Below are 12678 nucleotides of genomic sequence, written 5' to 3'. Positions count from 1 at the left end.
ATTCCTTCGGCGGCATAATCATTGGGGTGCGCTGGCGACGGGTGCGTTTGGGCTTCGAACATTGCCCCCTTTCGGCACCCAAGGTTGACCCCTGCAGAGGCTTTTCGACGGCTAGGCCTCTCCGCCCGGGTCTTCCCTCTCGCCGGTGGCGACGATCTCCAACGCCCCGTCGGGCAGCGGTCGCTGCAGCCCCTTCGCCTCCTCCCATGGACCGCGGAGCCAGACGTCGTGCTCCTCGGTCGTCGTCAGGATCACCGGCATGGCCTTGGGATGCACGCGCTTCACCTCGGCGTTCGGCTCTGTGGTCAGAAATCCGAAGATGTCTGCAGTCACTTCGCCTTCTTTGGCCTTGCGGACCGACGTCCAGTTCGTCCAGAGGCCGGCGAACGCGAGCAACGGCCGGCTCGCGTCCGGAGCGAACCAGACCGGCACCTTCTTGCCGTCGATGGTGTCGTACTCGCTGAAGGAGGTGAACGGCACAAGGCAGCGATGCTCCGGACCCAGCCACCGCTTCCAGTGCGCGCTGTTCACCTTGCGGATGTTGGTGGTTCCGGAATCCGGCTCCATCCGGAGCAGTTCCTTGAAGTCGACGGTCTTGCCCTTCGCCTGCAGCTTTTCGGCGCGCTTCTTGGTCGCGTCCATCAGCGCTCGCTGGGAGCTCGGCATGCCCCAGCGCGCCATTGCGATCTCGCGCCCGTCCGCAGCGTTGCGAACGATCGGCGCTGGCTAATCCGGGAAGATGCCCGGCATCGACGGCAGGTTTCCGACGCGGCTGTTCAGCGCCCCGAACAAGCGGCGGATCGCGTCGACGTTTTTCGTCATCGAGTAGAGATTGCACACGATCAGGTCTCCGGAACGGCCCGGCGGGAGCGCGATGCCAATTGCAGAAGGGTAGCTGAAGGCCGGCGACCCGCCTTGCTACATTTGCTGCAGCGGAGGCGGCTCGCCAAGTCGTGGACGAATGTGATCGGTGGATGGCGCAGCGCCGCTAGGTCGACGTCTCGCCGGGTCTTGCACCGCGAGCACTCGATCTCAAGCCAGGCATAACCGCCGTTGATGGCCTGATCGACGATCGGTGATGGGTCGATCGGTCCTCCGTCAGCCCACATTCTCTCATTCCACGATTCGCAAAGCAGCTTGTCAGCCTGTCGAATGAGGGTCTCGCCTTTGGCGCGGGCTTCGGCAGACTGGCCAGCGAGAATCGTCGTCATGGTGCGCGCTCTCCCCAACTCCTTGGTGAGCGCCTTTCGGTCGCCGCCGCTGAGCGGCGTCGGGTGATGCTTCGGTGCCATGGCAGCATCCAGTTCTGGCCGCGCTGGCGACTAATCGAACGCAGGCCAGCAGCCGTCTTCCTCGTGGCGCCCGGTCCGCTGCGTGCAGGTATTGTCCAAGAGCCGCCGCCCGACATCCTGCCAGAGCGCCTCACGACCATAGAGGCGGACGGCATCGACCTTCTGAATCTCGATGACCCTGGCGCAGCGCCGGCACCCCACCCTCAGAATATGTTGAGGAATCTGGCTCAACTGCAGCGCCCCTCCGGAGGGGCCCGACCTGCTCTCTGCGCGAGGGTCGTCCAGAAGCGCCTGCCAGTATTCCGGCGGCAGATCAGCTTCCGGAGCCAATCCGGGCTCCCGAGGCACGTTTCTGCCGACGAGAGCGGCCATCTTATCCATCTCCTTTGGGTTCGGCATGCGCCAGCTCGCGGGTCGGTCTGTCATGCCCCAATAGAACATAACAAGAACAAAAGAGTCGATAGCCGGCGTGGAAAAATATCCTTTTGAGGGCCCGTCCATGCTGTCGGAACCATGCCCTGCCGTTCGTCTTGAATCTGTGGATCGGCGCCGCTTTTGCCCCCCCCAACCGGCGCCCAACATAATATTCGGAGCCGCGACACATCGTGGGAGCCTCAAACGGCGCCCACTCCTTGGCGCTCTTGCGCCGGTGGAGGAGCCGTCTACAGCATCAATATCAGACTCAGCCGGGTTTTGGTCGTTCAAGCCGCGCAACCGGTTCTTCAGCTAATTGTCGGCGTATTTTTTTCGCGTACGAGGTCGATATGAGCTCGCAGAGAGTACAGCATATCCGCATAAGCAATCGGAACCTTTACTCGGTTTGCTTGCTCCTCGAGGCCATTGAGCTGCAAGATCATTTCACTCGTATCACGCTTGGTGCGTCGGGCGTCCGCGATCTCGTCTTCCAGAAGCCGCAGTTCTCCGTACATGCGCAATATCTTCGATCGCATCGCCCAGTCATATAGGCGAGGCAGATATTGCGTCATTGGGTAGAGCACGCCCAGGATCGGAATGAGTAGGATAAACAGCTTGCCAGTCAGCTCCGCGACCCAGAACGGAAGATAATCGTGCAGGAAAGGCTGCCCCGATTTGTAGAATCGCAGTGCCTCGTTGCTCAGTGGAACATCGACGGCTTCGCCAGCGGGAAATTCATTGGCGCGTTGAAAAATACTCGGTGACGAGTGGATATGCTCCGCCGCGCCGAGCAGCAGGTACTGAAGGGCCGAATGCAGATCGTTTCGCACTATCAAGTTGGCCTTCACTGCGATCAAGGTCACATCCGTTGGCGGCAGATCCTTTGCTAAGCTTCTGACTCCCCTTGGCACCACCACCTTGCTCAAAAATGGAAGGCGCGCGATAAGGGCATTCAAGCGCCGATAACCCGTGAGGGTGACGCGCTCGTCGCCGAGAAGTTGCTGCACCTCGGGTGCGTCCCATGCAGCCACCATCGATACTGCATCGATCTGACCGGCCAAGAGACTTTCTCCAGCAGCTTGCGTAGGCAGGGCTAGCCATTCACCGACCTGCTGGTCAAATCCGAGGATTTTGAAGTATTCGAGCGATAACGCTCGAGTCCCGCTGCCCTCGGGCCCAATCGACAGTCTCTTGCCCACGAGATTGGCGGCTCCATCAACTTGGATCTCGCGCCTGCGGAACCACCACAAGGGCTCGTAGTAGAGCGTTCCGAGTGAGGCAAGCTTCGAACGATCTTCCTGGCTCATAGTGCCACCCTGGATCAGCGCGACGCTTACTCCCGAATGCTGGTCGAGCAGCAGCGCCCGGTTTTCGGGCGAACCTGCAGTCGGCATCAGTCGCACCTCTACGCCTTCCTTCGCAAGTTCCGCGCGATAGCGCTTACCAAGCTCTTGGTAGGCGCCTCCCTCGGGACCGGTCGCCATGACGACCGTGCGTGGGGGCATATTGATCAGCATCACAATAGCCGCCAACGCGATTGCGGCGGCGGTCGCACCTATCGTGATCGCAGGCCAATTGTTTCGCAGAAATTCCTTGGCAGCCATGAAACCTTCCCTCGATATTCATGCCAGCCCCAACGCGCTGAACGTGGGATATTACTGTCCGGGGGTACGCTGCGTAAGGAACTAAGGCGGCCTTACCGAACTGATATTTCGGGACCATGCGAAGTCCGGTTCAAATCATTCGCGCCGTTTTGGGTAGCCGCGGAGCATTTCCGATCCTCCCCGCAGAACCGACATTTCGGAGCCGGTCGGTGTGTCTCAAAGGAGCGTAAAAGTCGACATCGACCGATATCCAAGCTTGATCTGCAACTATACATTCTGCGAATAGCGAACCCGTCGACCTATCTTGCAGGTAGGGAGAGGCTATCGAACCCGCTCAATCTTCGCTGCAAGATCGGGATAGCGGCTGACCCTGTAAGTCGCGTTTTCGCATGTCAGTATCCAGACATCATGATCCGGCTTTGACCGCTTTGCGTCCCGGATTGCTTGCCGGGGTTTGTCGCATACGACTCCCTGACTGCGAACCTGGGCCGCCAGCATGTCCTTGACTGTTTCGGCAACCACCCTCGCGATAAGCCTGGAACGCCCCAACGGCATGGCAGCAAGGAGCAAAAACAGGAGAATCGCAAGATAGCGAGGCGGGCTCATGACTCGCTCCACTGCAAGATCGGGACACCGTTCAGGAGTTCAGGCAGGCCAAGGAGACGTTGGGTGCCGCGCTACCCATCTTCGGCAAAAGGGCAAGCCTTGGCAATGAAACAATGCATGCAGCTTGCCGGGCAAGAGATCAGGGTCCGTGGCTGTTGTGCGCGAGACACAGTCTCGCAGCAACAAAGCAACCGAGGGAAGCTTTGCCGATTTTGCATAGACGAACCGGCGCGTGCTCGCTTTCCTAACCCGTGCGCCCCCACGCCGGGTTGTCCTTTGGCACGGCTAGTGGGGCAGGAAAGTGAGGACGGCAGATGCAGCGTAGTCGATCGTGGCCGGTCCCTGGTTCTTGGCAGCAATTGAGTGTCTGCGCGCTTGCCGTCTTCCTGACGCTTGCCGCTCAACCTGCCAGGGCCGACGAAACCGGCAATTCATTCTGGTTCCCCGGACAGTTCGGCAGCCTCGCTGCCGTCCCGACGACCCCAGGCTGGTCGCTGGGGACTGTCTACTATCACGCGTCGGTTGCTGCGTCCGGCGGCGTCGCCGCCGCCAGGGAAATCGAGATCGGTCGCTTCACGCCAAATGTCAACGTCAGCTTGAACGCGAATCTGAATGCGCGGGCCGATGTGGTGTTCCTGGCGCCGACCTACACCTTTGCCTCTCCGGTGCTGGGCGGCCAATTCGCCGCTGGAGTGACGGGAGTGTTCGGCAGGCTCGACACCAGCATTGCGGGGACGCTGACGGCCGCGGCTGGTCCGATCGTGGCGCAGCGCACGGGAACCATATCAGACTCGCTCACATCGGTGGGTGATCTAATTCCGATGCTGACGCTCAAATGGAATGATGGCGTCAACAACTGGATGACCTACGCGACAGGGGACATTCCGGTCGGAGCGTATGACCCGAACCGGCTCTCCAACATTGGCCTCGGTCACGGCGCAATCGATGTCGGCGGCGGATATACTTACCTCAACCCCGCGACGGGGCATGAATTTTCAGGAGTGGCCGGCTTCACCTACAATTTCAAAAACCCGGACACGCAATATACGAGCGGTATTGATTTTCATTTTGACTGGGGTGCGTCGCAGTTTCTCTCAAAACAGTTTTTTGTGGGCCTCGTCGGCTACGCCTATCAGCAGGTGACGGCCGATTCCGGCCAACATCCAATTCTGGGACCTTTCAAGTCCCGGGTTATCGGGATCGGCCCGCAAGTGGGGTACATTTTCCCGATCGGAAAGATGCAGGGATATTTGAACCTGAAGGGCTACGGCGAATTCGATGCGGCAAACCGGCCGTCGGGCTGGAATACTTGGCTGACGTTCGCGATCTCAGAGGCGCCGCCCGAAAGTACCGTGACGCCGACCAGGCATTTGGTGACCAAGTGAGTGGCCATTTGACCTCTTGAACCTAGCCGGCCGCTTGGCACGTCATACGAGGCGAATGCCGCAACACTGCTGTTGCAACGCATGAAGCAAATTGCAGGCAGGCAACGATGGTGGCTCATTCTGGTGGGCGTGCTCGTCGCCTATCTGGTGCTTGCCTATCTGTTGCTTCCTTCCCTGTGGAGGCATCACGAACATGAGCCGGGACTTGCGTCGCTGCCCATGGTGACGCGTACGGCAAGCGACATCCCGGGTGACGCGCTCAATGTCGGCCTCGTCGGCAGCAAGCAAGATGTCCTCTTTGCCATGCATTCTGCAGGTTGGTATCCGGCTGACCCAATTACCTTGCGCACCAGCATCGAAATCATCGGCAGCGTTGTGCTCGACAGGCCGTACCACGATGCGCCGGTCAGCCCGCTCTACTACATGGGCAAGAAAGAAGAGCTCGCATTCGAAAAGCCTGACGGTCGAAGCGCCGACAAGCGACATCACGTCCGCTTCTGGATGGTCCTCGAAAAAGGCAGCGACGGCCGCCCGGTCTGGCTCGGCTCAGTCACCTTCGATCGTGGCGTGGGCTTGAGCCGTGACACCGGGCAGGTCACCCACCACATTGCGCCCGACATTGATGCCGAACGAGATCTTTTGATGCGCGATCTTGGTGACGCGGGCATGGTTCAAAACTTCTTCCAGATTTCCGGAACGGGCCCGACCCTGTTTGGTCGAAATGGCGAAGGCGATCCCTACTATACGGACGGTGAGATCGACGTTGCCAGTCTCGTCATCGACGGCATCAAGCGGACAGAGGCGCCGGTAACGCTGCCACCACCTCCCTTGATCGCGCTGAAGGACGAAGTATGGCACGGCGTCAAGAGTGCGATCAGCCAATAACCATCGCGATGACCGTTGACCTCTATCGGCCCAGGCGCGCGCGAAGCTCGTTGGTCAGTTGGGTCAAATCACGATCGTTCGGTCTAAGGCGGGAGAGCTGCTGGGCATATTCGAGGGCAGCACTGATGTCTCCGGCGTCGCGGCTGAAAGCGACGAGCGCCAACATGGTGTCCCGATCGTCCGGATGCCGGACCAGGTTTGCCTTCAGGACCTTGATCGCTTCGTCGATCCGACCCGACGAATGCAGCGCGACGGCGTAAACATAGGTGTAGCGCGATCGGCCAGGTTCAAGCTCCGTGGCCATGCGAAATTCGTTCAGCGCATCATCGGGCCGTTTTTGTCTGGTCAGGGTCAGCCCGAGCGCGTGATGCAAGCCGGCGTCCGGGCGTGATGACGCAATCGTTGTCCTCAGCAGGCTCTCTCCATCGCCATCCCGGCCGAGGTGCCGATACAAATCGGCGAGATTGATCGCTGCGGGCCCGAACTGAGGACTAAGTCTCAGTGCGGCCTTATATTCTTTTTCCGCTTCGCCCGTAGAGCCGCGACGCGCATAGAAATTTCCGAGCGTTGTGCGAGCTTCGGGGCGATCCGCGTTGAGCCGCTGTGCGGCAATGAACTCGGCCGCGGCCCGCTCGAAGGCCGCGCGGTCACTAAAGGGTTGGCTGGCAGTCGGCGCGGCCGCCAGCACCGACACCGCCCGAACGCGAACGCCACGGCTGGAATCGGAGAGGAGCGGCGAGACGAAGCGCCAGATCTGAGCGCCCGGCAGGTCGTCGAGCATATCAAGTGCTCCAACGCGCACCATCGGATCGGGATCGGACAAGCCCTTGCGAGCGAGTTCGATGTTGGCTGCCGAAACCCGCGAGCGAAGTTCGCTAAGCGCGCTCGCACGCGCAATCGGAGGGGTTGTTGGACTGGCCGCAACCAGGGCCAGAAGCGAAGCGGCATCAGCTTGGTCGTTCCACGAAGCCTGGAATGCCTCGACGTAATTCTGCAAGCCGTGGCGGACCGGGCCGTGCCAACGTTCGATGGCATCCGCAGCCCATTGTGCCGATTTATCGGCGTGGCAATTGTTGCAGGCGTTGGGGGTACCAAGCTTCACGGAGATATCCGGCCTTGGGATCCGGAGGCTATGGTCGTGCCGCCGGTCGATCAGCATGTAGGTCTTGACCGACATGTGGCACGACGCGCAGGTGACCTTCGGCGCTACGCCTTCGTGGTGGCTGTGCGCGGCGACCTCATATTTGTCGGCGGTGTGGCACTGTAGGCATACGCCGTCACCTGGTGCCCGCAACTTGGCGGCGTGGGGTTCGTGGCAATCGCTGCAGGTGACGCCCGCCGCAAACATCTTGCTCTGCTTGAACGAGCCATAGTTGTAGACCTCGTCGAGCATTTGCCCATCGGAGTGGTAAAGTCCGCGGGCAAGCATCGAGACCAGGTGGGTGTCGGACAATGGTTGTCCCGGTATCCAGTCTTCGGAAAGTTGGGCACGTCGCGCATGGCAAAGGCCGCAAGTCTCAACCTCTTTGCGCATCACTGCAGGAATAGCGCTGCGTCGCGGATCGCCGGTCTTGACATCGGGCCGCCAGGTGACGCCGTTGCGTTCGTCGAGGAAGACCGCCAGCCCCTTCAAGGGGTGTTCGTCCTTATCAAAAGGCCACCAGCTCCGCCGGCTGCGCGCCCACTCGATGTGGCGAGAGCCTTTGCCATGGCACGCTTCACAACCGATACTGATTTCCGCCCATGTTGTGTGGAAGCGATCCGTGTCCGCGTCGTAGTTCTTCCGCACGCCGGTGGAATGACACTCCGCGCACATGAAATTCCAGTTCTGATTGAGTCTTGTCCAATGCAGCACGTCGTCGTGCTTGATCTCTTCATTGGGATAAAGGTGAAACCAGCGTTGGCCGCCCTGGTCCTTTGGCCGGCTGTCCCAGGCGATCGACAGCGCCTGTATGCGGCCATCCGGGAATTCGATCAGGTATTGCTGAAGGGGATCGATTCCGAACGTGTATTTGACCTCGAAGGTTGCGAGCTTGCCGTCTGGACCATCCGTCTCGACGAAGAATCTGTTGTTCTTTTTGAAAAACCGGGAATCGACGCCGTAATACTCGAAGGTTGCGTTGTCGAAATCGCCAAGCACAGAAGTGCTCGTCGCGTGCTGCATGGCATGCTTGTGCTGTGACTCCTTCCACAACGCAGTTTCCGCCTGGTGGCAATCGCCGCAAGCTTCGCTCCCGACGAAGGCAAGGACAGGGGCTGCATTGTGAGCGCGTAGTCCTTCGAGCAGGAGAAATCCGCCGTTGAAGGCGAGCAACGCGACCGCGCCAACGGCGATGGCGCCGAGAACGGCTAACAGCGCGGCCCGTGTCTTCGAGCGGGCGGGCGCGTTGTGGGCATCCGTCGTGCCGGCGATCGGCATCGAAATGCCTCCGCGCCGAGGGTGCTTGTCAGTTTTGCCGGACTTGCGCTTGTTGGCCGACATCACGTCCTCGATTGCTTTTGCTCCTTGCGATGGAACAACTGAGCAATGAAGATCCGCCCAAGCTAGGCGGATGCAAGATATTGACCCTCATGTCTCTGGGATGCTCATCGCGAAATGACAGAAATCGACCATGCAATACTGGGTGAAGCCCTCCCTTGCGGCTATGCACTTTCGGCAAGTTCGGCATTCCGCTCAGGCTCGGGGATCCCGCTGCAGCGTGACGGAAGGCGATTCACCAAAGGTGATGCGATACGTCACCGCAAAGCGCCCGAGCTCCAGGAATTGATGGTCCCGGGCGATCTCCGCAACGCTCGTTGTCGAAGGGTTGGCTCGTTGTAGCGCGACACGGGCCCTGTTCAGGCGCTGAAGCAGAAGGTAGCGCGTGGGGCTGATGCCGAGAAATTCGGCGCAACACATCCGGAGAGTTCGCTCTGCCACGCCGATCTCTGCGCAAAGCCTGGACATGCTAGGCCGGTCATCAGCAAGTTTGCTGAGCGCTTCCTCGAAACGAGCCATGACGGCTGCGTGATGGCTTCTCGCCTTGTGTGTTTTGACCACGTCATGCTCGCTTGGGAGACAATGAACGATGGCGTGAAGCATGTCCTGTTCCAGTGCTCTCGCGACCTCGGGGAGTTCAGCGATTTGCGTTCTGCTTTCGGCGAGACGGCAGGCCTGTCCGAACAGACGCCGAAACCTCACTATTTCCGTTCGCGAAGGGTGACAGAGGCCGCTCGCGCCGGGTGAGACCAACGATCTCCCGACCAATGCCCGGCTGCAATCAGCGAAATGCTGTGCCGATAGGACGATCAGACCCCATTGGCATCCACCGTCGAATCGTTGGTGCACGCGCTCGCCCGGACTGTAAAAAATGATGTCGCCTTTTTGAACGGAAAGTCCACCGCATATGGCTGATGTCGCCTTGATGGGAAACGACAGGAAAGCCAGTCCGGGAGAGAGCGAGATATAGCCAATGCGCGGGAGGCTTTCGCAACATCGATAGATTTTCAGATGTTGCAATCGCAGCCACGTGAGCTGGGCCTTGAAATCCCCTGCTCCCGTTATCGTGAGGTTGAGCCGGGCGTCGCTGATGGCGGCCGCGTAGCCGTCCGGATGCGTAAAGGTGAGTGTACCACCATCTGCCATTTTCTCGCCCTGTCGAGCCGGCGGACAGTTCTTGCGACCTGTTTGAACCGCTCTGGCCTCGCCGCGGATACAGCATCAGGCAGTTAGCGACTTTCGACTATGCGGTTTCGGAACTTCGATGGTGGATGGCAGATGCGGTGGAGCGCCGGCTGCCCGTCGGATGGCTTTAGTGTGCTATATCGCCGAGCGAGTTCGCTAGGCTCTCAAGATTTTGCGGCCTCACCTCAATCAGGCCATGGCGAGGTGCATCGATATCGGCGATCAGGAGGAAGGCAAACGAAACGATCAGCGGCAGCACGAACAGCAGCCTTGGTCCGGCCTTGCCGCTTCGGTAGCCCATCAACGCATTCGAACATAGCGCAATGATCGCCATGAAAAACCATGCGGCAGTGGGGATCCGATTCCAAAACGCTGCCTGTGTATAGCCTTGCGAATTAATTACATCGTTCATTCCGGCGATTGCCAGCGCCTCCACGGGCGTCGGCTGTGCAGCCGAGGATTGTCGGACTGCAGACCAAAGAGCGGCTTGCAACCGGGTCGTCCGTTCGGCCATCTGCTTGCGTTGGTTGTCATCCTTGTTGAGATAAAACTGGATGCGCAGGCCCGTGTACTCGGCAAGGAGCTTGCGGACGTTTGCGGCATCGGCGGGAAGAAAATCGGCACGTAATATTTCGGTTCCAATGGCGTTGGCTTCCGCCTCCTCGAAATTCTTGCGCTGATCATAACGATTGGCAGCCATCGAAAAGCTGAAACCGATGATCAGGCCGAGCAACGTCAGGGTAGCCGCAAGGATGACACCAAGATGTTCGCTCTGCTCGTGGTTGGCGGTCGGATAATGCCTGCGTAGCCAGGATCCTGCGACCGCAACGACTGAAAGCGCCACAAGGGAAACAACGAACAAAAGCGGAGGGTAGTGCGTCAGATTTTCCATGGCTGAGTCGCCAAAAATACGACCCCGACCTGCGCATTCCGGCCGGGGAAGGAGCAACTACGATGTATTTTTCCGGCCGCGCCACGGACGACCTTCTCTTGGCAGCGCGGCTGCTCAGGGTCAAACTGAGAAAAACTCAGCGCGCGCATCTGCCCTCCGCTTCGCCTTCGAACTCGGACATTGCTCGACGCAGTCGCACACGTCTCAAACGGGCCGCTAGCAGACAAGTGCAGTATAAAGATTAACCACGGCCACCATGGAACTGCGTGATGTTCGGCGCGGGCGGATTGGGATATTTCTTGACCGTCTCCAAATACTCAAAGACCGGCTTGAGCGCAGGGTCCGATACCCAGGCAAACACTCCTCCCACGATGAGGTCCTCGTGCGGGTCCATCTCGATGTTGTAGACCTTCGGGTAGCCCGCCATCGGAGCACTGGCCGAGAAAACGCCGGGCTCCCGCTGAGGTCCGTCGCCGGTCGGATGAATATCGGTGAAGTAAATGCGCCACTGCTTCCATCGGGCAGCGACCAGATCGGCACCAATGAAGCTCAGGAGACTTTCGCGATGTCCCGCCGCGCTGTTGCCTAGCAGCACGTCGGTCTGGTCCACGCCGTCGATAGGCCGATCAGTTGGCATCGTGCCACCGACAATGTGGGCGAAAGTCGGCATGAAATCCATGATCGAGAACATCGCGTATGAGGTGGTGTTCGGCTGGACCTTTCCGGGCCAGCGGACGAAGGCCGCCGTCCGTATTGCGCCCTCCGTCACTTCCCCCAGCTCGCCACGGAAGGGACCGGAATTGCCCATATCGGGCGTCCCATCATTGCCAAACTCCCGTCCGGCCTGACCAAACGGCCCGTTGTCGGAGGCGAAGACGACAATAGTGCTGTCGTCAACGCCAAGTTCTTTCAACGTGTCGAGGATTTGGCCGACGTGATAGTCCCCCTCCATGATCTTGTCGCCGTAGTTGCCGATCCGCGACTTGCCCTTAAACTGTGCTGACGGCAAGTTCGGCACGTGGCCCATAGAAAACGGCAAATAGAGAAAGAACGGTTTACCTGCCGCCTTCTGCCGCCGCATGAAGTCAATCGACTTGTCGACCAGTTCGTAGTCGATGTTTGCGCGAACCTCTGGTGTGAATGGCTTTACGGCTCGCAGCGCTCCCCCGGCCGTCGCTTCAACGATTTGCGGCCCACGAGCTAGAAGCTCAGCCGGAGTGGCCGCGACTGAATGCGTCAGATCCATACTGCTGACGTAGGTTGCCGAGTCCCAAGAAATATTCGGAGGGATGCCGTAGAACTCGTCGAAACCGTGCGCAGTCGGCAAGCTCTGCGGTTCGCCGCCGAGATGCCACTTGCCGAAAATTGCCGTGGCATAGCCCGCGCCCTTGAACAGCTCGCCCATGGTGAAGGCACGGGCGGAAAGCGTATTGGGGGTCCCCTCGAGAGCGACAAGTGATAAGCCACTCCGGATCGAGTATTGGCCGGTCATAAGAGCGGCCCGTGACGGCGTGCAGCCTGGTTCGACCAGATACTGGGTTAGCCGTAATCCCTCGCGGGCCAATTGGTCCAGACGCGGCGTTGGCGCGCCACGCAACTCTCCGCCGCCATAGGACCCCAAATCGCCGTACCCGACATTATCGGCGAGAATGAAAACAACGTTTGGCTTTTGGGGTTGTTGTGCGGATGCCGGAGCAGTCGCCGTCACCGCCAAAAGCAATGCCAGCAAGCCAACGGATAGGTCTCTGCTCATTCCCAACCTCCATCGTCTTCGGATAACGAGAGATGCGGCGACCTGATTTCGTGTGGCCACGATTTCGCTAAGGCAGTCCGGCGAAAACTACATCAACGCCGGCGTGCCGTACTATGCACATTCGGCAGGATTTGATCACTGCCGCGGCGCGAAGAGCTGCTGACCGCTTGCCGGAGAGCCGCT

The 12678-nt window shown here is 59.6% G+C and carries 9 protein-coding genes and 1 pseudogene; 2 read left to right on the top strand and 8 right to left on the bottom strand.

Annotated elements, in window-relative coordinates:
* Positions 1-111: 111 nt before the first annotated feature.
* The 4 genes and pseudogenes from AOQ71_RS12295 to AOQ71_RS12280 form a co-directional block, all read right to left on the bottom strand.
* A pseudogene (locus tag AOQ71_RS12295) lies at positions 112-840 on the bottom strand (SOS response-associated peptidase).
* Positions 841-842: 2 nt separating this feature from the next.
* The gene (locus AOQ71_RS12290; RefSeq protein WP_057746506.1) at positions 843-1292 is read right to left on the bottom strand and encodes a hypothetical protein; all 450 of its coding nucleotides are present in this window, start codon (positions 1290-1292) and stop codon (positions 843-845) included.
* Between the two features lie 30 nt (positions 1293-1322).
* The gene (locus AOQ71_RS12285; protein WP_057746884.1) at positions 1323-1718 is read right to left on the bottom strand and encodes a hypothetical protein; all 396 of its coding nucleotides are present in this window, start codon (positions 1716-1718) and stop codon (positions 1323-1325) included.
* 296 nt (positions 1719-2014) lie between these two features.
* Entirely contained in the window at positions 2015-3310 is a 1296-nt protein-coding gene (locus AOQ71_RS12280; protein WP_057746502.1) for a TAXI family TRAP transporter solute-binding subunit, read from the bottom strand.
* 920 nt (positions 3311-4230) lie between these two features.
* On the opposite strand from AOQ71_RS12280, the gene AOQ71_RS12270 reads away from it, so the two are divergent.
* Together AOQ71_RS12270 and AOQ71_RS12265 are read left to right on the top strand one after the other, a co-directional pair.
* A complete protein-coding gene (locus tag AOQ71_RS12270) occupies positions 4231-5301 on the top strand; it encodes a SphA family protein (protein ID WP_083514140.1) in 1071 nt (356 codons plus the stop codon).
* A gap of 81 nt (positions 5302-5382) precedes the next feature.
* On the top strand, positions 5383-6186 hold the full coding sequence (locus AOQ71_RS12265) for an LssY C-terminal domain-containing protein (RefSeq protein WP_057746496.1): 804 nt from the start codon (positions 5383-5385) through the stop codon (positions 6184-6186).
* 22 nt (positions 6187-6208) lie between these two features.
* On the opposite strand, the gene AOQ71_RS12260 is transcribed toward AOQ71_RS12265, so the two are convergent.
* The 4 genes from AOQ71_RS12260 to AOQ71_RS12245 form a co-directional block, all read right to left on the bottom strand.
* Positions 6209-8668 (bottom strand): tetratricopeptide repeat protein, encoded by a 2460-nt coding sequence (locus AOQ71_RS12260; protein ID WP_083514139.1) that lies wholly within the window; start codon positions 8666-8668, stop codon positions 6209-6211.
* Positions 8669-8860: 192 nt separating this feature from the next.
* Entirely contained in the window at positions 8861-9811 is a 951-nt protein-coding gene (locus AOQ71_RS49690) for an AraC family transcriptional regulator (RefSeq protein ID WP_057746493.1), read from the bottom strand.
* A gap of 166 nt (positions 9812-9977) precedes the next feature.
* The gene (locus AOQ71_RS12250) at positions 9978-10742 is read right to left on the bottom strand and encodes a bestrophin-like domain (protein WP_057746489.1); all 765 of its coding nucleotides are present in this window, start codon (positions 10740-10742) and stop codon (positions 9978-9980) included.
* Positions 10743-10983: 241 nt separating this feature from the next.
* Positions 10984-12495, bottom strand: a complete 1512-nt coding sequence (locus AOQ71_RS12245; protein WP_057746486.1) for an arylsulfatase — start codon at positions 12493-12495, stop codon at positions 10984-10986.
* Between the last annotated feature and the right edge of the window lie 183 nt (positions 12496-12678).

The sequence above is a fragment of the Bradyrhizobium manausense genome, assembly GCF_001440035.1.
Taxonomy (GTDB): Bacteria; Pseudomonadota; Alphaproteobacteria; order Rhizobiales; family Xanthobacteraceae; genus Bradyrhizobium; species Bradyrhizobium manausense.
The sequence above is the reverse complement of the archived record's forward strand: the minus strand, read 5'-3'. Positions and strand labels throughout refer to the sequence as shown.

What these genes read in the sequence shown, in the direction of transcription:
- AOQ71_RS12290 (WP_057746506.1), bottom strand. Translation starts at nt 1,292, where the DNA reads ATGGCACCGAAGCATCACCCGACGCCGCTCAGCGGCGGCGACCGAAAG.
- AOQ71_RS12285 (WP_057746884.1), bottom strand. Translation starts at nt 1,718, where the DNA reads ATGACAGACCGACCCGCGAGCTGGCGCATGCCGAACCCAAAGGAGATG.
- AOQ71_RS12280 (WP_057746502.1), bottom strand. Translation starts at nt 3,310, where the DNA reads ATGGCTGCCAAGGAATTTCTGCGAAACAATTGGCCTGCGATCACGATA.
- AOQ71_RS12270 (WP_083514140.1), top strand. Translation starts at nt 4,231, where the DNA reads ATGCAGCGTAGTCGATCGTGGCCGGTCCCTGGTTCTTGGCAGCAATTG.
- AOQ71_RS12265 (WP_057746496.1), top strand. Translation starts at nt 5,383, where the DNA reads ATGAAGCAAATTGCAGGCAGGCAACGATGGTGGCTCATTCTGGTGGGC.
- AOQ71_RS12260 (WP_083514139.1), bottom strand. Translation starts at nt 8,668, where the DNA reads ATGTCGGCCAACAAGCGCAAGTCCGGCAAAACTGACAAGCACCCTCGG.
- AOQ71_RS49690 (WP_057746493.1), bottom strand. Translation starts at nt 9,811, where the DNA reads ATGGCAGATGGTGGTACACTCACCTTTACGCATCCGGACGGCTACGCG.
- AOQ71_RS12250 (WP_057746489.1), bottom strand. Translation starts at nt 10,742, where the DNA reads ATGGAAAATCTGACGCACTACCCTCCGCTTTTGTTCGTTGTTTCCCTT.
- AOQ71_RS12245 (WP_057746486.1), bottom strand. Translation starts at nt 12,495, where the DNA reads ATGAGCAGAGACCTATCCGTTGGCTTGCTGGCATTGCTTTTGGCGGTG.